This is a genomic window from Streptomyces sp. NPDC004721, from assembly GCF_053601495.1.
Window position 1 is genome coordinate 15,406 of record NZ_JBSGBZ010000040.1, and the last position, 21,681, is coordinate 37,086.

The window sequence follows — 21,681 nt, forward strand, 5'->3', positions numbered from 1 at the left end:
CGGCCGCCACGCTGCGGCATGTGCGATCGACCGGCGGCGGCCCGCACATCCGCTGTGACCTGCAGGGAACGATCTTTGCGGGTCGTTCGTCACACAGACGGGGAGATCGCCACACCTCTGTCGCTTTGCGCCGAGTCGTGGCACGATCACCCGAGCGTGCGCATGTTACTGACGGTTAATAAGCTGGGGGGCTGAATATGGGACGGCGCAGGCACACCGTGCTCGCGGCGGCCGTGACCGTGGTCTGCGCGGTCACGCTGCTGGGAGCGCCGGGCACCGCGTTCGCGCGCGCACTGCCGGACCCGGCCCCGTCCGCCTCCCCCGCTCCCTCGCCCTCCCCCTCCGTCACGCTCGCGCCGGACAAGGACCTCCAGGCCGTCCGCGCCAAGCTGGACAAGCTGTACCACGACGCGGCCGTCGCCACCGACGCCTACAACCTGGCCAAGGAGCAGGCGGAGAAGCAGTCCGCCGAGATCACCGACCTCACCCGGAAGATCGCGGACGGGCAGCGGAAAATGGACGGCCTGAAGGAGCGCGCCGGCGCCGCGGCCCGCGCCCAGTACCGCACGGGCGGTCTGCCGCCCGAGGTCCAGCTGATGCTGAGCAGCGACCCGCAGATCTTCTTCGACGGCGCCGGCCGGGTGCTCCAGGGCCAGCGGGCGACCAAGGGCCTGATCGAGGAAACCGCCCGAGCCCAGCAGGACTTGAAGCTGTACGCGGACGACGCCGCCAACCGCTGGCAGAAGCTGGAGGCGGGGCGCAAGGCCAAGGCCGCGGCGAAGAAGCGGATCAAGCAGCGGATCAAGGAGGCCGAGCAGCTCGAGGCCACGCTGGAGAAGCGGCAGCGCGAGCGCCTCGCCGAGCTGGAGCGGCAGGCCGCCGATCAGGCGCAGTCGGCCTGGCTGGGCACCGGAATCCTCGACGAGCTCAACGGCAAGGCGTCCGCGGCGGGCAGAAAGGCGGTCGAGTTCGCCACGGCCCAGCTCGGCAAGCCGTACGAGTGGGGCGCCGAGGGCCCCCGGACGTACGACTGCTCGGGGCTCACCTCCCAGGCCTGGTCGGCGGCCGGGCACCCCGTCCCGCGCACCTCGCAGCAGCAGTGGAAGCAGCTGAAGCGCGTGGACATCAAGGACATGCGGCCCGGCGACCTGATCATCTACTTCGGCGATGCCAGCCATGTCGGGATGTACGTCGGCGACGGCACGATCGTCCACGCCCCGCGACCGGGACGCACGGTGACGCTCGCCGGGGCGGGCACGATGCCGATCCTGGGCGTCGTACGGCCCGACACGGACTGAGTCTCCAGGCCCCGGGCCGGCCCCCGGTGACCCCGGACACGTGACCGATCGCACCCCCGGCCGCCGCCAAACCCGCGGGAGACGTGACCTTCGTCATTCCGCCCCCGGCGGCGTCGTGTCCAACTCCGGTAGGGATCGCGGCATATGACAGCGGCGAAAGCCGGAGCGACGCGCCTCACACCATTCCCCCGCGGCGCCGACTACCGCTAATGTCCCCGTCGGCGGCGCGAGGTCCCTCGTACCCGCCATGCCCTCGGGGGGAGGGAAGGAACCCAGGACAATGCCCGTGCCCGTACCGCGGCAGAGGACAGTCCCGGCCGCGGAGTGCGACCAGACGCAGACCGCGTCCCACGGCGACGGCACCTCCGCAGCACAGGCCCCGCGTAAGGAAGCAACGGTCGAGAAGGACAACCGCGCCAGCACCCAGGCCAACGGCACCCAGCTCACGCTGCTGCTGATCGAGGACGACCCGGTCGGCTCGCCGATGGTGCCCGAACTGCTCGACGCGTCCGGCAAGCCGATCCGCGTGCGCAGGGCCCGCAACCTGACCGAGGCCGAGCGGCTGCTCACCGACGACGTCCACTGCATCCTGCTGGACCTCGCCCTGCCCGCACCCGGCCGGTCCGCGGGCGACGACGACGAGCTGGCCGTGCTCAGGCACGTGCTCGAGCTCGCGCCCCGGCACGCCGTCCTCGCGCTCACCTCCTCCGGTGACGCCGAGCGCGCCGCCCAGGCGGTGCGGGTCGGCGCCCAGGACTACCTGTTCCGCGACGAGCTGGACGGGCGGCTGCTGAGCCGTGCGATCCGGTACGCGGTGGAGCGCAAGCGCTCCGACACGGCCGAGCGCAGGCTCGCCGAGGGCAGGCTGCGCGCGCAGGAGAACCGGCGTCTGGAGCGGGGCCTGCTGCCGACCCCCCTGCTGGACGGGTCCACGCTGCGCTTCGCCTCCCGCTACCGCCCCGGCCGCTCGCGCGCGCTGCTCGGCGGCGACTTCTACGACGCCGTCCGCACCCCCGACGGCACCGTGCACGCCATGATCGGCGACGTCTCCGGGCACGGCCCCGACGAAGCGGCGCTGGGCGTGGAGCTGCGTATCGCCTGGCGGGCACTGACTCTGGCGGGACTGTGCGGGGACCAGCTGCTGGGCACGCTCCAGCAGGTGCTGGAGCACGAGCGCTCCGACGACGAGATCTTCGCGACCCTGTGCGCGGTGGACATAGCGCCCGACGGGCGCCGTGCGGGACTGTGCCTGGCCGGTCACCCGTCACCGCTGATGATCACCCCCGGCAAGCCCGCCCGGCTGCTGCCGTACGAGAACAACGGCCCCGCCCTCGGTCTGCTGCCCGGTGCCCGCTGGCCCCGGATGCAGGTGGAGCTGGGCGCCGAGTGGAGCCTGATGCTCTACACCGACGGCCTGATCGAGGGCCGGGTCGGGGATGAAGGTGAGCGGCTGGGCCAGGACGGCATGGTCGAGGTGGTCCGCCGCCAGCTCGACCAGGGTCTGCGCGGGGAGGGGCTGCTGCGGGCGACGGTGAACGAGGTGCGCGGACTCAACGGCGGCGAGCTCACCGACGACGTGGCGGTGGTTCTGCTGGACCGGGAGCCGTAGGCAACCGGGGCCGGGGCCGGCCGGCGGTTCAGCGACCGCCGTTGTAGGGCCCGTACGGGCCGTCGCTGCTGCTGCCGCGGCGGCGCCCCCACCCGTTCCCGCCGGAGACCTGCTTGAGCGCGGGCCGTACGTCGACGATGTAGACGATGCTCGCGATGACGCCGATGATCGGCAGGAACGAGAAGATCGAGAACAGGTAGCTCACGGCGAGCGCGATACCCAGGATGATCAGCCAGAACATCTTGTTCTGCTTGTCGGCCGCGCGGAAGGCGTCCTCGCGCCGGAACGCGGCGTCGAACAGCCCGAACGCGGCCAAGGCCATCAGGACGATCTTCAAAATCCCCAGGAGCCCCTGGAAGCCCAGCATCAGCATGTTGCCCACCGCCCGTTCTCTCCCGATTCCTACGCGGCAACCGTACCCGTAGAACGGGCCGGACACCCCAAGGGTGCCCGGCCCGGGTGCCCCTCGCCCATACGGGTGAGGCGATCCGGTGTGTCGCCGCCTGCCCGGCACCGCCTGCTTGACGGGCCGGATCGCCGCCTACTTGGCGGGCGGGGTGGTCTTCTTCGCCGTGGGCGGGGTCTTGCGCTCGGCCGGACCCTTCTTCGCCTGGTTCTTCTTGGCCGTGATCGGCGTGGCCCCGGTCTCGGCGGACTCCTCCTTGACCACGACCGGCTCCGCCTTCGGCTCGGGCTGGGGCTCGACGGCGACGGCGAGCTCCTCGACACCCCCGGCGATGTCCTCGATGCCCTCGGCGGCCTGACCGCGCCAGGTCTTCACGGCCTGCTCGCCGTGCTCGGCGACCTTCTCGTAGGTCTCACGGGCCTTGACGGCGTACTCGGCGGCGACGCCGACGCCGCGCAGGGCGAGGTCCTGGGCGCTCTCGCCGAACTTCTTCAGATCGGCGTCGAGGTTGGTGCCGAGCTTCTTCAGGTCGGTGTCGAGGTAGTGCAGGAAGTCGGTGACCTTGGTCTGGAGGTTCTCCTGCGTCTCCTTGACACGGACACCGGCCTCCTTGGCGCGGGCGGTGGCCCGCTCCTGGACGGCCTTCGGGTCGGTGTGGCGCACCGCGTCGATACGGGCCGGGGCCTCGGCGCGCAGCTGGTCCACCAGGGCGGGCACCTTCTTGGCCTGCTGGAGGGCCAGGTCCGCGGTGCCCGCGGCGAAGTAGAGCGGCGTGGGGTCGCTGAGGGTCTTGCGCAGGTCGTCGGTGATGGCCATGGTGATGCTTCTCCCGGATCGCATGTGGCTGAGGGTTTTGGGTTTCCGCGGTGGTCGGGCCGGGCGCCCGGCCCGTACGAGCCGTGACCGTGGGATCGCTGGGATCACTCGGCCGCCTCCAGCGGATCGGCGTCACTGCCGCCGGACGTACGGGTACGGCGCCGCCCCGCGGGGGCGGGCCGGCCGCCGTCCGCCTCGGCGGCGGGGCGGACGGGTATGGAGCCGCCGTCGGCGCCGGTGCCGTCGTCCGCCGCGCGGGTGCCGTGGGCGGTGGTGCCGCCGGTGCCACCGTCCTGGGCCGCCCGCTCACCGGAACCGTCCGTCTCGGCGGTCCCGAACCCGTTCTCCTTGCGGAAGGACTCGTAGATCTGGAGCAGCACCTGCTTCTGCCGCTCGTTCAGCGACGGGTCGGACAGGATGACGGCGCGCGTCTCCACGTCGTCCCGGTCCCGCTCGGCGTCGAGGATCCCGGCCCGCACGTACAGCGTCTCGGCGGAGATCCGCAGCGCCTTGGCGACCTGCTGGAGCACCTCCGCGCTCGGCTTGCGCAGCCCGCGCTCGATCTGGCTCAGGTACGGATTGGACACCCCGGCGGCGTCGGCGAGCTGCCGCAACGACAACTGCGCGTTGCGCCGCTGCTCGCGCAGGTACTCACCGAGATTTCCGACGTTGAGCGTTGCCATGCCTCCACCTTGCACCACCCCTGCTAACAATTGCAAGCAACCTGCTTGCAAGAGTGTGTCCCGGCGGTCGGGAACGAGGTCGCCGGGTGCGGCGGAACCATGTGCGAAGGGCCTGGCGTCCCTCCGTGACACAAGATCACGGATGCCGACGGAGACCCAGGACATGACAGGCACTGCCACTCGATACCTCTACCTCGCCCGGCACGGTGAAGCGTCGGCGGACGAGACGACCCTGACGGAGAGCGGCCGGCGCCAAGCCTGCCTGCTCGGTGAACGGCTCCGGAGCACCCCGCTGTCGGCGATCCACCACGGGCCGCTGCCCCGGGCGCGGCTGACGGCCCAGCTGATCAGCGCACAGCTCGACGACGTCCCGCTGCACCCGTCGGAGCCGGCCGGCGACTACGTCCCCCACCTGCCGGCGAAGGAGGAACTGCCGCAGGACGCGGCCGACGCCATGCTCGGCTTCCTCGCCCGGGTCCCGGAGGAGGAGCGCGACCGCGGTCCGGCGCTGGCCCGGGAAGCACTCGCGGAATTCACAGGTCCGGTCGACGGCGATCGCCCCCGCCATGAGCTCGTCGTCACGCACAACTTCCTCATCGGCTGGCTGGTCCGAGCCGCCCTCGAGGCGCCCGAGTGGCGCTGGATGGGCCTCGACCACGGCAACGCGGCACTGACGGTCATCCGCTACGCCCCCGGCAGGCCGTCCTCCGTGCTCGTCCACAACGACATGCGGCACCTGCCCGCTGAACTGCGCTGGACCGGCTTCCCGCCCGAACTCCACATCTGAGACGGGGCACGGGGCTCAGCGAGGCGGGCGCCCGCTCCAGGGTGGGACCTTGGCGAGGGTCCACAGGTCGTCGAAGTGCTTGTTTCAGCTGGAGACGGCCACCTCCGCCGCGGCCGTGCCCTCGCGCGACCAGACGTTGAGGTCGGTCTTGAAGCCCTTGGGGTCGTAGAACTCAGGGCCCATGTGCCGAAGACGCATCCGCGCGGAGAGGTCGTACAGGCCGTGCAGGACGCGCTGCCGGTTGAAGATGCAGATCTTGTCGCGCGGAATGCCCGGATAGAGGCGGTACTCGCACTCGACGAGCACTCTGCTGGTCGCGGTGAGCCGTTCGGACAGCTCGGACAGGATGCCGTCGTATTCGCGGCAGCGTTCCTCCATGCGCTTGCGGAAGTCGGCGTCGTCCTCCGGGGCGTCGTCGGCACCCACACGGGACGGCACCGTCATCGGCAGGCCGAAGTCGGGCACCAGCATCCGGATGGAGACGCGCCGGGTGGGTCCGGGATTGTCGAAGAGGTCCTCCAGGCGGTGGTACAGCTCGTTGTAGAGCGTCTCGCCCGTGTAGCCGAGGAAGCTGATCTCGACCTTGCGGGTCTGGAAGGCCTCGCTGACGAAGGTCCCCAGTTCACTGGAGTTCACCAGTGCGCGAGCGGGTAACCTGACCGCCGTGCTCAACTCCCTGACCTGGTCGTAGAGCACGTAGCCGACGAGGCTGAGCAGTGCGCCGCCCAGGTAGGCCTCGCCCTCCAGGGCGTCTCCGACCGGCTTGGCGAACTGGGCGATCAGGCCGGTGGTGAAGATGCCGAGCAGCAGGACGCGCGTGATCAGCGGTTCATAGCGCTCCTGCAGTCGGCGCAGCCGTCCGGCGCCCCCTTCGTCCGGTGCTCTGGTCCCTGCGGCCATGCGCAACCCTCCCCCGTCCTGCGACGACCGGCCCGACCGGCCGTCGCATGACCGCGGACAGACCGGTTCCCGGTCCTGTCATGGTCTCCTCAGGCCAGAGCGCGGGCAAGATAGGGGTTCGCCGTGGCCCGGACGGTCAGGCCGAGTGACCCGGTGGCCGCCGCGAGGGTCATCGCGTAGGAGTCGACGGCTCGGCGGACGTTGGGGGCGTCCAGGCTCGCGCCGGTCACCAGGCGGTCCAGGTCCACATAGGCGGAGCGGACGGTCTCCAGCCGGTGGTACACGCGCCAGTCCTGCCGCCAGCCGGTGGTCTGGTGCGCGGGCAGGAGGCGCTCCCAGCGACTGAACATGCGCGCGCGGATCTCCGGGCGGGTCGGCGTGAGGTGCATGTGCCGGACCAGGTCGTACAACGGATCACCGATCAGGGCCATCTCCCAGTCGATGATGGTGAGGGCGCGATCGTCTTCGCGGCGTACGAGGTTCCAGGGGTTCAGGTCACCGTGCAGGAGCGCCGGTCGGCGGGGGCTGATCCAGTACCGGGAGAGGATCTGCTTGAGCCGAGGGGCGTCGGGCAGGCCGAGAAGCCGGGCCAACTGCCGTGACTCCTTGGGCAGTTTGCCCACCAGGATCACCAGCTGGTCGCACAGCCAGGTGAAGAAGGACTCCTTGCCCCCGACCGGGTCGAGCGCCGCGTAGTCCACGCCCGTCAGCGCGCACAGTTGGTCGACGAGCGCGTCCGCCTCGTACGGCCGCAGGCCGAGCTCCGGATGACTCGGGGGACGGTCGTCGTCCTCGGGACCGACATATGTGTGGATGGCGCACAGCTCCCCCTGGTGGCTGTGGCCCAGGGCGAGGACCTTCGGCGCCAACACCGCGACGCCCGAGTCCTCGATGGCCCGCAGCACGGCGTGCTCGCTGAGGAAGCTGGGCTCGCGGCGGCAGACGTTCGCCACCTTGCGGCGCACCACGACCGGGGAGGCGAACCCGGGCACCCTCACCACCGAGTTGAGGTGCGCGGTGCCCTTGAACACCCGGCCGGCCGGCGCCACCCCCTCGGCGAGCAGGGCGTGTTCGACGGCGGAGTCGGTGAAGTCGCTCCGCCGCGGGGAGCGCGGGTCCCACGACCACGAGATCGCCGCCTGTGCCCGGCCCGCGCCACCGTTCCTCATCGCCGCCCGGGAAGCCCGCCAGCGGAAGAGGACGCGTTCGATCTCCGCGGTGTCCGGAACGTTTCTGAGCCCGAGCGGTTCGGCGCCCAGCTCAAGCGCCCGGCGCACGCAGGCCGTCGCCTCATCCAGGCTCTTCTGGTCGGGGGCGTCGTCCAGGCCCTGCGCGGCCCGCATCACATCCGGGTAGACGGACTGCGCCCGCTCGAAGGCGACGTAGTGCCGTAGATCCTTGGCCAGGCCGTTGACGGCCATGGGACGGATCCGGGCCGTGGCCTCGGCCCAGGCGTCGACCACTTCGCCCCACTGGTGGCCGGGGTAGCGCATACGGACCAGATGCGTGGCGAGATCGTGCAGCGGGTCGCCGTAGGTGGCCAGCTCCCAGTCGACGCAGATGAGGGCCGGATCACCGTCGTACGACATGATCAGGTTGTCGCGGTGCAGGTCCGCGTGGAGCAGGCCGTACGGCCGGCGGGCCATGGCGGGCACTCGCTCGGCCAGCTGGATCAAGGCATCCTCGGGGATGCCCAAAGCGGCGAACAGGCCACCGAAGGCATGCCAATTGGGCTGCCTGATCTGCCGGTCGGCAAGCCGCGCCAGCGTCTGCAGGAACGCCTGGCTGTCCTTGTCGTTGCGCGGCCACTGCGAGGGAAGCGACGGCAGCGCCTCCCTGCGGACCTGGGCCATCCGGGCGAGCAGATCCGCCAGTGCCTTGACCAGCAGACTGTCGAGCGGCTTGCCGTTGCCGCAGACGCTGGACAGGGGTACGCCCTCGACGTATCTGTGGATCGCGAAGGAGTCCTGCTTGACCAGGCACTCCGGAACGTTGGGCAGGACCCCTCTGACGGCGTCGAGGATCTCGGCCTCGTTCTCCCAGGTTCTGATCACCACGGGCAGCGCCTGGGCGCGGCGGATCCGAACGGTCACGGACGTGCCGGCCTTCATGCGCAGCAGCCGCGCCACGTGCTCCGTCAGGGGGAGCACATGGTTCTGGTTGTGGTGGCCGCTGCTGTACTCGCCCAGCTCGGCGGCGAGCCGTACGAATGCTCGAACGTCACGGAGGGCGCGTTCCCCGAGAAAGGGACGGGCAGGAGGAGGTGCACCCACGGCCGCTCCAGTTGCTCAAGTGCTCAGAAGGAAATGATGGTGTGAAAAAAGGTACGCCACGCCCCATAAAGGACACGATCGGAGCGCACCCGACGTCGGCACAACGGGTGGTGTGCCCCTGCCTGTGGCCTCCGGCCTGCGTCGCACCTTCGAGGTCGCCTTGCACGCCACCTCTTGCGTGCCATACATGCGAAGCGGAGCTGTTGCTCATGCGGTGCGCGCATGCTACAGCACAGCCATGTGGCGGCTGTGCCGCCCGCGTCATTCCGACAACAGCGCCCACACGGACTCGAACCACGACTGCATCGAGGTCACGAAGACCGACCCCGGCGAATCGTCGTTCGCGTCGCGCACGTGGTGGGTGAGGGTCGACCCGAGCCCCAGGACGTCGAGCGCCCTGATCTCGTCGCCGGTCTCGAGCACCACGGGGCGTTCGATCACCTCGTACGACCCGAAGAGGACCTCCGTGCCGTTGAGGACGTAAAGCTTGAAGGCCGGGGTCAACGGTGCATGCCGGATCTGTACGTCGACCGCCGGCACCAGTTGTTCCGTCCGCAGGTCGCGCAGCACACTGCGCAGCGAGTCCGTGTGCCGCTCCGTGATGGCGAGCAGGCGGTCGCGCAGGCGGGGGGCGTTCTCGTCGTCCATGGCCCGCGGGTAGGGCAGCGGCAGCGACGTGGCCGGCAGGAGCATGCGCAGAACGATGCTCCGGGGCTGAATGAAGCCGCCCCTGATGCGTTCCGCCTGGAGCCGGATGTGCGCGTCCAGCGACTCGGACGTCAGCGTGTAGACGTCCAGCCGCACTTCGGGCTGTTCGAACGCCTCGCCGATGACCGGGCCCAGTGTGACGCCACGGGGCGACCGGGTGGCCCTGGCCGTCGAGGACTGTATCCGCTGGTTCTTGATGACACGGGTGCCGCTGCCCTGCCGGGACTCGGTCCAGCCCTCGTTGGCCAGCTCCCGCAGCACCCGCTGCACGGTGTCCCGGGAGACCCCGAACTCCTCCGCGAGATCGCGCTGCGAGGGCAGGAAGGAGCGCACCGGATAGGCGCCGTCCGCCATCCGGGCCCGCAGTTCCGCCGACACCCGACGGAACTCCCGGCCGCCGCCGTCGCCCGCCCGCTCCTCGCCCACAACCTGACGGTACCGCCGGCAGCCCACCAGCAAACCGGCTTTTCACCTCCTCCAGGAATCATTTTGGCCTGCCGCATTAATCGATCAGACCGGCCGCCGACATCCATTTCAAGGCAACCAGCCCAATTGGCCTACTAGTTGGCCAGATCCCCGCAGTACCGGGCTCGCGGTCGGCGCCGCCATCGTCTTCACGCTCCTGATGACTCAGCCCTGATCATCCGGAGGATCCGCAGGATCGGCTCCAGGGACTCCACGACCACCGTGGCGCCCGCCTCCCTGAGCAGCTTCTCCTTGCGGGCGTTGCGGGCGTAGCCGAGGAAGGGCACCCCGGCTCGCAGGGAGGCCTCGTGGTCCGTAGGGGTGTCGCCGATCATCAGGGCCTGCGCGGGGGAGGCGCCGGTGGCGGTCAGGGCGCGGTTCAGGCAGTGCGGGTCGGGCTTGAGGTGTGCCAGGTCCTGGGTGCGCCCGTAGACATGGGGAGCGAAGCAGGGGTCGAGGTCGCGGCCCGCGAGGTACTCGTGCACCACGAGAGGCGAGTTGTTGGTGGTGATGGCCAGCCGCGAGCCCAGGGCCTTCCAGGTCCGTATCAGCGGGTCGGCGTACGGGGTGGGCATCGCGGAGGCGGCGGCCCGCAGTTCCTCGCGGGTCAGCCGTGCCTCCAGCTCCGCGACGAGGTCGCTGCCGGGGTGCCGGCGGTCCACGGCGCGCAGGACGACTTGCGGGTCGAGCGACTGCCGTTCGGAGCCGGTCAGCAGGCCGTGCAGGCCCCGGCCCTCGAGCCACCGCACCAGTTCGGTCGCCACCCGCTCCGCCGAGTGCCCGGCGAACAGCCGGCAGATCGGCCCGTCGAAGTCCCAGAGCACGACACGGGCACTCGCGATCAGGTTCCGCAGTTCCTCGGTCTCGTTTCCGGTCTCAGCTGTCACCGCTTCGGTCTGCGTCGTATCAGAAGTCACTAGGAGAGTGTCAGATCCGACGTGATGGTTTCCCAGAGGGCGTCGAACCACTTCTGCGATTCCGTCACGAACGCGGCGTCGCGCTGCCCGGTCGCCTTCTCGAAGGAGAACAGCAGGGACTCCGTGCCGAGGACGTCGTACATGTCCAGCGTCCCGTCGTCCGCCCGCTCCTCGCGACGGGTGATCATGTAGTACGCGATCAGCGCCTCCGCGCCGTTGAGCAGGTACAGCTTGACCGGCGGGGTGAAGGGCAGCGCGCGGAAGGTGACGCGGACGTCGATGCCGTGGGTGGCGCGCAGGGCCTTGAGGTTGTGGCTCAGGACGTGGCCCTGGGCGTTGCGCTGGGCCAGCCAGCGCTGGTGGACCGGGTCGTCCTCGCTCGGCCGGTCCACCGAGATCGGGAAGGCCAGGTCGATGTTGCGGGACGGCAGCAGAATGCGCACGTCGATCGACTCGGGGCGCAGCCGGCCCTCGTGGATGAGGCGCAGGGGCTCGCCGACGGCGACCATCAGGGTCTCGGCCGTGAGGCAGGCCGCGTCGATCCTGACCTGCCGGGCGGTGAAGGCCTCCACGAGCCGGGGCGCGAGGCCGACCATCGTCGGCTGCGGCTCCACGCGCGCTGCGACGGGCGCGGCGACGCGCGGCGGACTGCCCTTGGTCACGTTGCTGAGCAGGCCGTCCCCCTGGAGCACTCGCAGGGCCTGGCGCACGGCGCCGCGCTCCACCCCGAACTCCTCGGCGAGTTCGGCCTGGGTGGGCAGGCGGTCGCCCGGCCGGAGCTCGCCGGTGCGGATCCGTTCCCGCAGGGCCTCGGCGATCTCCTGGGGCGAGCTTCTCCTGCTGCCGTTCACGGTCACGCTCTCCTGGGTCACAACCAAACGGTACAACTTTGCTCTATCTAAAGGCAGTTGTTTGAAACTTGTTTATAGATGGATGCCAAGTGGGGACAACTAAAGCAGAGTTGGTGACCAACTTGATGGAGTTGGTGGAAGTTTTCGCCCTCTCCCCGACACCCCCCACGCCCGTCCCGGCCCGCAACCGTCCGAAGGGGGAATCGCCATGCCTGCTCTCGCTCTTGTGTCAGCCATCTTCGTCGTCGGCTTCGAGGAACTCGTGCAGTGGAAGTACGGCGCGATGGGCATCATCGGCCTGCTGCTGCTCACCGTCGGCATCAAGGCCAGGAACCCGACCCTCAGCTCCGTGGGGGCCGTGGTGCTGGCGGTGCTGCTCGCGGGGCCCGCCCTGTGACACACGGATCCCCAGCGTCCGGGCCACTCCCAGTGGGAGGCGTCAGCTCGTGAGCAGCAGCTCCGAACTGATCGTCTCCCACAGTGCGTTGAACCACACATGGGACTGCTCGACGAAGGTCGTGTCGCGCGGGTCGGCGCCCTGCTCGAAGGCGAAGAGGATCGACCGGGTGCCCTCCGCGTCGTACAGCTCCAGGTGTTCGTGGTCGATCTCCTGCTCACGCCGCCGCAGCGTGTAGTACGCGAAGAGCGCCTCCCTGTCGTTGAGCAGGTACAGCTTGACCGGCGGGGTGAAGGGCAGCGCGCGGAAGCTGACTCGCACGTCGATGCCGTGGGTGGCACGCAGGGCCAGCAGGTTGTGCTTGAGCACCTGGCCCTGGGCGTTGCGCTGGGCCAGCCAGCGGCGGCGCAGCCGGCCGGCGTCGGAGGCGTCCACCGGCGCGGGGAAGGCGAGGTCGATGTCCCGGCTGGGCAGCAGCACACGGAAGTCGATCTTGGCCGGTTTTAGTCGCCCGGCATGGATCTGCCGCAGCGGCTCGCCGATCGCCAGGGTGAGCGAGATCGCGGTCAGGCACAGGGCGTCGATCTCGACGTGGGAGGCGCCGAAGGCGGCCGCGATACGGGGCGCGAGGGCGGCCGTGGTGGGCAGCGGCGGGGCGGCGAGGCCGGCCAGGGCACCCGCCGGGCCGGCTGCGACGGTCGCCGGGCTCCCCTTGGACACGTTGGTGAGCAGGTGCTCCGACTGGAGGATGCGCAGGGCCTGGCGCACGGCTCCGCGCTCGACACCGAACTCGTCGGCCAGCCTGGCCTGGGTGGGCATGCGCTGGCCCGGCCGCAGCACTCCGGTCCTGATCCGGTGCCGCAGTTCGTCGGCCACCTCGCGGTGTGACCTCTGTGGCCGCTGTGACCTCTTCCGCCCATTGGCGGAGGCGTGTTCCGGGTCCACGGCCAAACAGTACAACTTCCCGCCATCTTCCGGCAGTTCGCTGAAAGGTGGTTATGAGCCGCTTCCAAGCGGAGATAACAGCAGTGGAGTTGGTAGCCAACTTGAGCGACATGGCCAAACTTTCCAAGTGTTGGCCACCAGGGTGACGGTTGGAGGACGTACGACCGTGCTCCCTTCCGGAGGGGAGCCGGGAGCTCGGTCGGTCGGCACGCCAACGGGGAGCGGCAGCCGGAATCCGGCGCCGCACGGGCACAGCCACAACTGAACAGCCGCCGCACAGCCGGCACAGCCACAACCGAACATGCCGCACAGCCACAACTGAAGACCGTCTCGTACAGCCACAACCGAACAGCAAGCTACGGATGCGTCATACCTGTCACCCGCCACCGGCAGGAAGGAGCGCTCAGAACATGTCCGGGCACCAAGGCCGCCTGGACGTACGCAGCAGGGCGTCCGCCCCTCGGGCGGCGCCCGCTCGTTCTTCCCGGACCCTGCCCAGCGCGGCGAGCCGCACCGCCGACTCGTCGCCGAGCCACAGGGTCGCCAACTGAGCCACGTCCAGCGTCAGATCGGCGCTCTCGGTCGTCGGCGTGCAGATCCCTCCGGCGGGCGACGCCTCCAGCCGCCAGCGCCCGCCGGCCATTCCGGCCCGGTCCAGAACCTCCAGCACCAGCGTTCCCGTGCCCTCGTACGTCCGCGCCTCGAGGGCCCGTACGACGTCGAGGATCCGCACCCACAGCCAGTCCGCGTGCGTGGTGGCGGTGGCGGCGCGCGGGTCCGGCAGGAAGTGCGGGAGCAGGTCGTCGGAGGCCCGCCAGCCGCTCCTGACCTTCGTGATCCAGTCGATCGAGCACAGGTGGAGCCAGAGTGCACGCTCGGCGGCCGGGGTCACCGCGATCAGGTTCTTCACCGTGGCCGTGTTCAGCGGCTGCTTGGCGTCCGACCAGGTCTCGTCGCAGTGGTACACCGCCAGCCCCTCGACCGTGCCGTCCGCCGCACGGTAGACGGCGTGGAAGGGCTCGGTCCAGGGGCGGCCGTCCGGACGCGCCGCGCCGGTGGTGACCTGCCACCAACGCTCGGAGCGGTCGATCGCGCCGGGCTGGGCACGGCGCAGCCGCTCGTGCAGCTCCGGGCCGAGCTTGCGTACGTCGTCGACGTCCACGAGGTCGACCCGGCCGCCGTCCTCCGGACCCGCCCGGCGCGGGTCGAGGCCGGCCCGGGGCACGTCGATCGTCCACTCGGTCGTCCAGGTGGCCGGCCCGAAGCCGTAGCGGCCGTAGATCGGGTACTCGGCGGCGACCAGGGTCGCCACGACGTCACCGCGCTCCTTCGCGGCCGCCAGGTCCTGAGCCATCATCCGGGTCAGCAGGCCGCGGCGGCGGTGGGTGGAGGTGACGGTCACATTGGATATGGCGTCGGCGGGAACGGTCGCGCCGCCCACGGCCGTGAGCTCCTGCGGGAAGGACCGGAACGTCGCCACGCACCGGCCCGCGTCGAAGGCACCGAGGGTGCGGGACGGCTCGATGTGCGGGCGCCGGTCGGCGATCTCGGCGTCGGAGACTACGGGAGGACGCAGGAAGCCCGTGTTCAGGGCGCGGACCCAGTCGGGGAGCTCGGCGTCGGTGATGGGGCGTACGTCGATATCGGGGCTGGCGGCAGTCATGGGGTGACAGTAGGGGGGCCGGGAGCGGGGTGTCGCGATGTTTTCCTCGCCCCGCCGCCCCGGCCTCGTCCCGACTCCGTGCCGTCCCGCAGGAGCTGCCCCGCCGGAGTCAGAAGGCCGCCCGGATCTCCCCCACCTGTCGGCCGCCGCCCAGCAGCGGGGCGTGCCCGATGCGTTCGAGCACCGGGGCGTCCAGGCCCATCAGGGTCAGGGCGCGGGCCAGCACCGGGCCGAGGGTCCTCGTGCCGCCGTCGTCGATCTTGAAGGCCAGGGCGCGGCCGTCCGGGAGGGCGACGGCCTGGACGGCCTCCGCGCCCATCTTGGACAGGGCACCGGGGACCTCGCGCATCAGCCAGGTGTCGGGGCGGCGGGTGCCGGCGACGTACTCGGGATGGGCGCGCATGGCGTTCGCGACACGGCGCTCGGGGGTGCCGGGCGCGGCGAGGACGAAGGCGCGGTAGGCGCGGGCCAGGCCCGTCAGGCTGATCGCCGCCAGCGGCGCGCCGCAGCCGTCCGTGCCGACCGCCGCCACCGGCTCGCCCGCCGCCTCCTCCACAACGGTGTGGACGATCCGCTGGAGCGGGTGCTCGGGGTCGAGGTACGACTCCAGCGGCCAGTCGCGCAGCGCGCACGCCGCCAGCATCGCGGTGTGCTTGCCGGAGCAGTTCATCACCACCCGGTCGCGCACCGACCCGGCGGCCAGGTAGGTCTCCTTCTCCTCCGAGTCCAGAGGCAGGTCCGGCGGGCACTGCAACTGGGCCGGGCTCAGCCCGTGCTCGCCGAGCATCTTGTGGACCAGGTCGCGGTGGAAGACCTCCCCGGAGTGGCTGGCCGCCGCGAGCGCCAGGCGCTCACCGGCCAGGTCGAGCCCGGCGCGCAAGACCCCCGCCGCCTGCATCGGCTTGTTCGACGAGCGCGGGAAGACCGGCGCGCTCACGTCCCCCAGCGCGCACTCCACCGAACCGTCCGCGGCCAGCACCACCAGGCTGCCCCGGTGCCGCCCCTCCACGAACCCCGAGCGGACCACCTCGGCGAGCACGGGCGGCACCGCGTCCGACGCGCCGGGCGCGGACGCCGGGGCGGAGGACGGGGCGGAGGAGGTGGCTGTGGACGCGGACATCGGCGGTGGCCTTCCGGGCGACAGGCGGAAAACAAGCGGAAACAGGCGGAACGGGGCGAGAACAGGAGAAACCCGCTCCCCACGCCGGTCCCGGGGTCTCCGCGGCCGTCGCGTCAGATGAGCAGGTCGTCGACTTGCGCTTCCCCTTCACGGTACCTGCGGGCGATCTCCGTGCCGCATCCGTCGGCCGTGCGCTGCAACTGCTGCCGCCGCCCGGACACCTGCTGCTCGTACCGCACGAGCCGCCCCATCGCCGCGCCCAACTCCCGGTCCGTACGCGCCCCGAGGTCCGACAGTTCGACCTCGGCGAGCATCTGGGCGGCCAGCTTCCGGTACTCCTCCCCGTGCGGTGTGCCGAGCGTCACATGCCGGGCGGAGGAGCGCTGCCGGGCGGGCGCGTCCTTGAGGATCTCCGCGAGGCGCTCGACGACGGACCCCTGCTCGGGCGCGGGCACCTGCCCGGCGCCCAGGACGGACTCCGGCCCGCGCCGGGCCTGCTCCGCGCGCAGGATGTCGATCCGCCCCTGAAGCAGCCGCCGCACGTAGCTCAGGTCGGCCTCGTCCCGCTGCGCCTGCCGGCGCAGGGCGCGCAGCTCCGGCAGGCTCAGCACGGTCAGGTCGGGATGCCGGGCGTACCCCGTGTTCGACGAGCTGGGCTCGGGGTCCACAGCGGCCGGCCCGGGGCTGTCGGTGCGCTGCACGGGCGGCCGGTGGGCCTCGGTGACATCCGCGAGGATGGGCGAGGCCGCCACGGGCTGCCGCTCGGTACTCGATGTGCTCATGGCGCCTCAACCGTCCCCTCGACCGGCGCGTACGACAGCATCGTGCCACCCTGAGTGGCCAGTATGTGACCGAGTGCCCCCGATCAGCCCCGGATGGAGGGTTACGGAGCTGAAAGAAGCACGACATGGACCCCTCGCGGCACCCGGACGGCCGAGAGGCATCATGGTCGGCATGCGTGCAGTGGTGCAGAGGGTGGACGACGCGAGCGTCGTCGTGGACGGCGAGACGGTGGGGGCCATCGAGGGTGAGGGGCTGTGCGTCCTCGTCGGGGTCACCCACGAGGACACCAAGGAGAAGGCGGCACAGCTGGCCCGCAAGCTCTGGTCGATCCGCATGCTGCACGACGAGAGGTCGTGCAGCGACACCGGCGCCCCGCTGCTCGTCATCAGCCAGTTCACGCTGTACGGCGACGCCCGCAAGGGCCGCCGCCCCACCTGGAACGCGGCCGCGCCCGGCGAGGTCGCCGAACCCCTGGTGGACGAGGTGGTCGCGCAGCTGCGCTCCCTGGGCGCGACGGTCGCGACGGGCCGGTTCGGCGCGTCGATGCGGGTGTCGCTGACGAACGACGGCCCGTTCACCGTCCTGCTGGAGGTGTGAGCCGGGAGCTGTGAGCCTCGCGGGGGCTACGGCTCCACGACCACTTCCTGCGCCGCCGCCGTCTCGCCCGCCATCAGCCGTGCGTCCACCGGCACGTTCCGCTTGACCAGGGCGAGCGCGACCGGTCCGAGCTCGTAGTGCCGTACGGACGTGGTGATGAAGCCGATCTTGCGGCCGTCCGGGCCCTCGTCGGCGAGGTGGATCCCGGTGCCGTGCGCCGGCAGGTGGACCTCGCTGCCGTCGAGGTGCAGAAAGACCAGGCGGCGCGGCGGCTTGCCCAGGTTCTGCACCCGGGCCACGGTCTCCTGACCGCGGTAGCAGCCCTTCTGGAGGTGCACCGCCGTGCCGATCCAGCCCAGCTCGTGCGGGATGGTGCGGTGGTCGGTCTCGAAGCCGAGCCGGGGCCGGTGCTGCTCGACGCGCAGGGCCTCGTAGGCGAGGATCCCGGCCGGCGGGCCGGCCTGGCCCGCGTAGGACTCCAGGTCCTCGCGGGGCAGGAAGAGGTCGCGGCCGTAGGCGGTCTCCCGCACGACGGCCCCTTCGGGCGCGTCGGCGATCGAACCGGCCGGCAGGTGCACGACGGCGAAGTCGGCGGTCCGATCGGCGACCTCGACCCGGTAGAAGAACTTCATCGACTCCAGGTAGGCGATCAGCGCCTCCTGGGTGCCGGGCTCCACGTGGGCCCAGACCGTCTCGCCGTCGTCGACCAGGTAGAGCGCGTGCTCGATGTGGCCGTGCGCGGACAGGATCAGCGCCTCGGTGGCCTGGCCGGCCGGCAGCTCGCTGACGTGCTGGGTGAGCAGCAGGTGCAGCCAGCTCAGCCGGTCCTCGCCGGAGACGGTGACGACACCGCGGTGCGAGAGGTCGACGAATCCGGCACCGTCCGCGAGGGCGCGCTGCTCGCGGAACAGGTCGCCGTAGTGGGCGGCTACGCCTTCGTCCACGCCCTCGGCCTGAACGGCGCCGGGCAGGGACAGCAGGGGGCTCTTCATGAACACAAGCCTACGACTCGGTACTTGGACTCCTGCCGGCCGAGGCACCCGAAGCCGTCGCGGCCTTGCGCGCGCAGTCCGCGCACCGACCGAAGATCGCGAAGTGCTTCATGTCCGTGTCGAAGCCGAACTGCTCCCGCAGCTTCGCGGTGAACTCGGCCGCCACCGACAGGTCCGCCTCGATGACATTGGTGCAGTCCCGGCAGACCAGGTGGATGTGGTGGTGCCGGTCCGCCAGGTGGTACGTCGGCGCACCGTGCCCCAGATGGGCGTGGCTGACCAGCCCGAGCTCCTCCAGGAGCTCCAGGGTCCGGTACACCGTGGAGATGTTCACCCCCGACGCGGTCTTCCGCACCTCGCCGAGGATGGCGTCGGGTGTCGCGTGCTCCAGGCTGTCGACGGCTTCGAGCACGAGTTGCCGCTGCGGGGTCAGCCGGTAGCCACGCTGTCGCAGATCACTCTTCCAGTCGGTGCTCACCACACCCCAAGTCTAGGGTCTTTCGCTTGGATCAGACCGGACCAGGGAGCGCGGTGCCAAGGCCCGCGAGTCCGGCATGATCCAAACGAGAGGCCTAGGGCTGTGACCCGGCTGGGCTCACTTGAAGAAGGCGATGCCGTCGTCCGGGAGGTCGTCCGGGAGGGCCTTGGCCCAGCGCTCGACCTGCTCGGGGGTGACGACCTTCTTCAGGTGGGCGGACATGTAGGGGCGCAGCTCGACCTCGGGGGTCTGCTTCTCGCCGACCCACATCAGGTCGCTCTTGACGTAGCCGTACAACCGCTTGCCGCCGGTGTAGGGGCGGGAGGCGGCGGTGCGGGCGACCGCGTCGGTGGCCAGCTCGATCTGCGGCTTCTTGTGGGCCAGCTCGCCGTACCAGATCTCGATGACGCCGTCGTCGCGGGTCATCGTGACCTCGACCTTGCGGTCGGCGTCGATCCGCCAGAAGCCGGACTCGGTCTCCAGCGGCTTCACCTTGTTGCCGTCGTTGTCCAGCACCCAGGTACGGGAGTGGTACTCGAGGAAGTCCCGGCCGTCGTGGGTGAAGCTGACCTCCTGGCCGAAGTTGCACTTCTCGGCGCCCGGGAAGTCGTGCACGCCGGCTCCGGCCCAGTCGCCGAGCAGGAAGGCGAGGGGGACCAGGTCCTTGTGGAGGTCGGACGGAATCTCGATCATGAGCAACTGTTCCTGGATGTCGTCGTCAGCGCTGGCCCTGGTACAGCTTCTTCACGGTCAGGTAGGCGAAGGCGAGAACGCCGACGCAGACCAGGACCAGCAGGGTTTCGAAGAAGATCTCCACGGGGTGCTCCTCGGTTGAGCAGGTGCGGTACATACGCAGGGCCGGCCCCCAGCTTAGTCGTCCCGGAGCCGGCCCTCTTGGCGAGGTGCGCCCCCGGTCTCGGACGAGCGGTCCGCTCCGCGTCGCAGGCGACTTGATTACGATTCGGGCATGGCGAAGAAGCTGGTGATCAAGGTGACCGCGGGGGCGGACGCTCCCGAGCGGTGTTCTCAGGCGTTCACGGTGGCGGCGGTGGCCGCGGCCAGCGGGGTGGACGTCTCACTGTGGCTGACCGGGGAGTCCTCCTGGTTCGCGCTGCCGGGCCGGGCCGCCGAGTTCGAACTGCCGCACGCCGCTGCGCTGCCCGATCTGATCGAGTCGATCCTCGCGGCCGGCCGGCTCACCCTGTGCACCCAGTGCGCGGCCCGCCGGAACATCACGGAGAAGGACGTCATCGAGGGCGTGCGGATCGCGGGCGCGCAGGTCTTCGTCCAGGAGGCCCTGGGGGACGGGACGCAGGCGCTCGTCTACTGAACGGACCGAGGGGCGCCCCCAGGAGCTACCGACGCTTCTTTCCGTCCAGCTCGTCCCACCACTCGTCGGACTTGGGGTCGCCGGACGGGTCGTCCCACCAGCGGTCCTCGGGCCCGCGCCGGTTGGCGACCATCGCGGCGACCGGCGGGATCACCATGGCGACCAGGCACATGCCGACGGCCGCGGGAACCGACCAGATGCGCACGACACCCCACGCCAGGACGAACAGTCCGATGCAGATCCCCATCATGGCGAAGTACACATGCCGACGTCGTGCGTACATGCTTCCAGGGTAGGTCCGCGGGGGCCTGACGTGCCGGGGCGGGAACGCCGGAAGGGCCGCACCCCGGGTGTCCAACCCGTGGGGTGCGGCCCTTCGGCCGTACCGTGCTCAGCCTGCTCCGACGGCGTCGGCAGTCCCGGCCGCTCGACCGCTCAGACCGCGATCGCGACCTCCGCGAGGCCGCCCTGCTGAGCGACGACCGTGCGGTCGGCGCTGGCGCCGGGGACGAGGGCGCGGACGGTCCAGGTGCCCTCGGCCGCGTAGAACCGGAACTGGCCCGTGGCGGAGGTGGGGACCTCCGCGGTGAACTCGCCGGTCGAGTCCAGCAGACGGACGTAGCCCGTCACCGGCTCGCCGTCGCGGGTCACCTGACCCTGGATCGTCGTCTCACCGGGCTTGATCGTCGAGGCGTCCGGGCCGCCGGCCTTCGCTCCACACATGTGCTTCTCCAGAGGTTCGATGAGGTCGAAACGGTCTGAACCGTCTTGCTTACTTGCCGGCGCCGAGCTCGATCGGCACGCCCACCAGGGAGCCGTACTCGGTCCAGGAGCCGTCGTAGTTCTTGACGTTCTGCACGCCGAGCAGCTCGTGCAGCACGAACCAGGTCAGCGCGGAGCGCTCACCGATGCGGCACAGGGCGATGGTGTCCTTCGACAGGTCGACACGCTCGTCCTCGTAGAGGGCCTTGAGCTCGTCGTCCGACTTGAAGGTGCCGTCGTCGTTGGCGTTCTTCGACCACGGGATGTTCCGGGAGGTCGGCACGTGGCCGGGGCGCTGCGACTGCTCCTGCGGCAGGTGGGCCGGGGCGAGCAGCTTGCCGGAGAACTCGTCGGGGGAGCGGACGTCGACGATGTTCAGCTTGCCGATCGCCTCCACGACCTCGTCGCGGAAGGCGCGGATGGAGGTGTCCTGCGGCTTGGCCTGGTACGCGGTCTTCGGACGCTCCGGCACGTCGGTGCCGTCGACCAGTTCGCGGGCGTCCAGCTCCCACTTCTTGCGGCCGCCGTCGAGGAGCTTGACGTTCTCGTGGCCGTACAGCTTGAAGTACCAGTAGGCGTACGAGGCGAACCAGTTGTTGTTGCCGCCGTAGAGGATCACCGTGTGGTCGTTGGCGATGCCCTTCTCCGACAGGAGCTTCTCGAAGCCGGCCTGGTCGATGAAGTCACGGCGCACCGGGTCCTGGAGGTCCTGGGTCCAGTCGATCCGGACGGCGTTCTTGATGTGGTTCTTGTCGTACGCGGACGTGTCCTCGTCCACCTCGACGATGGCGATGCTCGGGTCGTCCAGGTGTTCCTGGACCCAGTCGGCGTCGACCAGGACGTCGCTGCGGCTCATGCTCAATCTCCTCCGGGGCAGGTACGGCGGGGCGTGCGAGTGCGA

At 70.6% G+C, this 21,681-nt stretch carries 24 protein-coding genes; 6 read left to right on the forward strand and 18 right to left on the reverse strand.

What is annotated here, in order from left to right:
- Nucleotides 1–197: 197 nt before the first annotated feature.
- Together ACWEK3_RS29560 and ACWEK3_RS29565 are read left to right on the forward strand one after the other, a co-directional pair.
- Complete coding sequence (locus ACWEK3_RS29560; protein WP_453250992.1) at nucleotides 198–1,298, forward strand: C40 family peptidase; 1,101 nt, start codon at nucleotides 198–200, stop codon at nucleotides 1,296–1,298.
- A 280-nt stretch (nucleotides 1,299–1,578) separates the two neighbouring features.
- On the forward strand, nucleotides 1,579–2,907 hold the full coding sequence (locus ACWEK3_RS29565) for a PP2C family protein-serine/threonine phosphatase (RefSeq protein WP_450545397.1): 1,329 nt from the start codon (nucleotides 1,579–1,581) through the stop codon (nucleotides 2,905–2,907).
- A 28-nt stretch (nucleotides 2,908–2,935) separates the two neighbouring features.
- Here ACWEK3_RS29565 and ACWEK3_RS29570 read toward each other — a convergent pair whose 3' ends face one another.
- The 3 genes from ACWEK3_RS29570 to ACWEK3_RS29580 form a co-directional block, all read right to left on the reverse strand.
- Nucleotides 2,936–3,280 carry a DUF2516 family protein gene (locus ACWEK3_RS29570; protein WP_361420471.1) on the reverse strand — a complete coding sequence of 115 codons (345 nt, stop codon included), beginning with the start codon at nucleotides 3,278–3,280 and terminating at the stop codon, nucleotides 2,936–2,938.
- Nucleotides 3,281–3,448: 168 nt separating this feature from the next.
- A complete protein-coding gene (locus ACWEK3_RS29575) occupies nucleotides 3,449–4,129 on the reverse strand; it encodes a hypothetical protein (protein ID WP_450545413.1) in 681 nt (226 codons plus the stop codon).
- 104 nt (nucleotides 4,130–4,233) lie between these two features.
- Nucleotides 4,234–4,812, reverse strand: coding sequence for a helix-turn-helix domain-containing protein (locus tag ACWEK3_RS29580; protein ID WP_453250993.1), 579 nt, complete (start codon nucleotides 4,810–4,812; stop codon nucleotides 4,234–4,236).
- Nucleotides 4,813–4,975: 163 nt separating this feature from the next.
- Between ACWEK3_RS29580 and ACWEK3_RS29585 the strand changes: the two genes are divergently transcribed.
- Nucleotides 4,976–5,599 (forward strand): histidine phosphatase family protein, encoded by a 624-nt coding sequence (locus tag ACWEK3_RS29585; protein WP_453250994.1) that lies wholly within the window; start codon nucleotides 4,976–4,978, stop codon nucleotides 5,597–5,599.
- An 84-nt stretch (nucleotides 5,600–5,683) separates the two neighbouring features.
- Here ACWEK3_RS29585 and ACWEK3_RS29590 read toward each other — a convergent pair whose 3' ends face one another.
- From ACWEK3_RS29590 to ACWEK3_RS29610, 5 genes are all read right to left on the reverse strand, one after another.
- A complete protein-coding gene (locus ACWEK3_RS29590; RefSeq protein WP_453250995.1) occupies nucleotides 5,684–6,499 on the reverse strand; it encodes a hypothetical protein in 816 nt (271 codons plus the stop codon).
- 89 nt (nucleotides 6,500–6,588) lie between these two features.
- Complete coding sequence (locus tag ACWEK3_RS29595) at nucleotides 6,589–8,772, reverse strand: phosphotransferase family protein (protein ID WP_453250996.1); 2,184 nt, start codon at nucleotides 8,770–8,772, stop codon at nucleotides 6,589–6,591.
- Nucleotides 8,773–9,033: 261 nt separating this feature from the next.
- The gene (locus ACWEK3_RS29600; protein ID WP_450545388.1) at nucleotides 9,034–9,906 is read right to left on the reverse strand and encodes a winged helix-turn-helix domain-containing protein; all 873 of its coding nucleotides are present in this window, start codon (nucleotides 9,904–9,906) and stop codon (nucleotides 9,034–9,036) included.
- 188 nt (nucleotides 9,907–10,094) lie between these two features.
- Complete coding sequence (locus ACWEK3_RS29605; RefSeq protein WP_450545386.1) at nucleotides 10,095–10,832, reverse strand: HAD family hydrolase; 738 nt, start codon at nucleotides 10,830–10,832, stop codon at nucleotides 10,095–10,097.
- 29 nt (nucleotides 10,833–10,861) lie between these two features.
- A complete protein-coding gene (locus ACWEK3_RS29610; protein ID WP_453250997.1) occupies nucleotides 10,862–11,740 on the reverse strand; it encodes a FadR/GntR family transcriptional regulator in 879 nt (292 codons plus the stop codon).
- Nucleotides 11,741–11,921: 181 nt separating this feature from the next.
- Between ACWEK3_RS29610 and ACWEK3_RS29615 the strand changes: the two genes are divergently transcribed.
- On the forward strand, nucleotides 11,922–12,110 hold the full coding sequence (locus tag ACWEK3_RS29615; RefSeq protein WP_361420331.1) for a hypothetical protein: 189 nt from the start codon (nucleotides 11,922–11,924) through the stop codon (nucleotides 12,108–12,110).
- Between the two features lie 42 nt (nucleotides 12,111–12,152).
- Here the strand turns inward: ACWEK3_RS29615 and ACWEK3_RS29620 are convergent, their stop codons facing one another.
- The 4 genes from ACWEK3_RS29620 to ACWEK3_RS29635 all read right to left on the reverse strand — a co-directional run bounded on the left by ACWEK3_RS29620 (nucleotide 12,153) and on the right by ACWEK3_RS29635 (nucleotide 16,620).
- A complete protein-coding gene (locus tag ACWEK3_RS29620) occupies nucleotides 12,153–13,061 on the reverse strand; it encodes a winged helix-turn-helix domain-containing protein (protein WP_453250998.1) in 909 nt (302 codons plus the stop codon).
- Nucleotides 13,062–13,458: 397 nt separating this feature from the next.
- The gene (locus ACWEK3_RS29625) at nucleotides 13,459–14,718 is read right to left on the reverse strand and encodes a GNAT family N-acetyltransferase (protein WP_453250999.1); all 1,260 of its coding nucleotides are present in this window, start codon (nucleotides 14,716–14,718) and stop codon (nucleotides 13,459–13,461) included.
- A 109-nt stretch (nucleotides 14,719–14,827) separates the two neighbouring features.
- Nucleotides 14,828–15,838, reverse strand: a complete 1,011-nt coding sequence (locus tag ACWEK3_RS29630; protein WP_453251000.1) for an asparaginase — start codon at nucleotides 15,836–15,838, stop codon at nucleotides 14,828–14,830.
- A gap of 113 nt (nucleotides 15,839–15,951) precedes the next feature.
- Nucleotides 15,952–16,620 carry an RsiG family protein gene (locus ACWEK3_RS29635; protein ID WP_450545378.1) on the reverse strand — a complete coding sequence of 223 codons (669 nt, stop codon included), beginning with the start codon at nucleotides 16,618–16,620 and terminating at the stop codon, nucleotides 15,952–15,954.
- 172 nt (nucleotides 16,621–16,792) lie between these two features.
- Here ACWEK3_RS29635 and dtd point away from each other — a divergent pair, with 172 nt between their 5' ends.
- The gene (dtd, locus tag ACWEK3_RS29640; protein ID WP_453251001.1) at nucleotides 16,793–17,218 is read left to right on the forward strand and encodes a D-aminoacyl-tRNA deacylase; all 426 of its coding nucleotides are present in this window, start codon (nucleotides 16,793–16,795) and stop codon (nucleotides 17,216–17,218) included.
- Between the two features lie 26 nt (nucleotides 17,219–17,244).
- Here dtd and ygfZ read toward each other — a convergent pair whose 3' ends face one another.
- From ygfZ to ACWEK3_RS29655, 3 genes are all read right to left on the reverse strand, one after another.
- Nucleotides 17,245–18,210 (reverse strand): CAF17-like 4Fe-4S cluster assembly/insertion protein YgfZ, encoded by a 966-nt coding sequence (ygfZ, locus tag ACWEK3_RS29645; RefSeq protein ID WP_390727951.1) that lies wholly within the window; start codon nucleotides 18,208–18,210, stop codon nucleotides 17,245–17,247.
- Nucleotides 18,211–18,220: 10 nt separating this feature from the next.
- A complete protein-coding gene (locus ACWEK3_RS29650) occupies nucleotides 18,221–18,691 on the reverse strand; it encodes a Fur family transcriptional regulator (RefSeq protein WP_384435718.1) in 471 nt (156 codons plus the stop codon).
- 114 nt (nucleotides 18,692–18,805) lie between these two features.
- Nucleotides 18,806–19,381 (reverse strand): FABP family protein, encoded by a 576-nt coding sequence (locus ACWEK3_RS29655; protein ID WP_361420355.1) that lies wholly within the window; start codon nucleotides 19,379–19,381, stop codon nucleotides 18,806–18,808.
- 274 nt (nucleotides 19,382–19,655) lie between these two features.
- Here ACWEK3_RS29655 and ACWEK3_RS29660 point away from each other — a divergent pair, with 274 nt between their 5' ends.
- Nucleotides 19,656–20,018 (forward strand): DsrE family protein, encoded by a 363-nt coding sequence (locus ACWEK3_RS29660; RefSeq protein ID WP_365419096.1) that lies wholly within the window; start codon nucleotides 19,656–19,658, stop codon nucleotides 20,016–20,018.
- Between the two features lie 25 nt (nucleotides 20,019–20,043).
- Here ACWEK3_RS29660 and ACWEK3_RS29665 read toward each other — a convergent pair whose 3' ends face one another.
- The 3 genes from ACWEK3_RS29665 to ACWEK3_RS29675 all read right to left on the reverse strand — a co-directional run bounded on the left by ACWEK3_RS29665 (nucleotide 20,044) and on the right by ACWEK3_RS29675 (nucleotide 21,636).
- The gene (locus tag ACWEK3_RS29665) at nucleotides 20,044–20,301 is read right to left on the reverse strand and encodes a DUF3099 domain-containing protein (protein ID WP_365419099.1); all 258 of its coding nucleotides are present in this window, start codon (nucleotides 20,299–20,301) and stop codon (nucleotides 20,044–20,046) included.
- A gap of 152 nt (nucleotides 20,302–20,453) precedes the next feature.
- Nucleotides 20,454–20,741 carry a DUF1416 domain-containing protein gene (locus tag ACWEK3_RS29670; RefSeq protein ID WP_100569102.1) on the reverse strand — a complete coding sequence of 96 codons (288 nt, stop codon included), beginning with the start codon at nucleotides 20,739–20,741 and terminating at the stop codon, nucleotides 20,454–20,456.
- 49 nt (nucleotides 20,742–20,790) lie between these two features.
- A complete protein-coding gene (locus tag ACWEK3_RS29675) occupies nucleotides 20,791–21,636 on the reverse strand; it encodes a sulfurtransferase (RefSeq protein WP_361420365.1) in 846 nt (281 codons plus the stop codon).
- Between the last annotated feature and the right edge of the window lie 45 nt (nucleotides 21,637–21,681).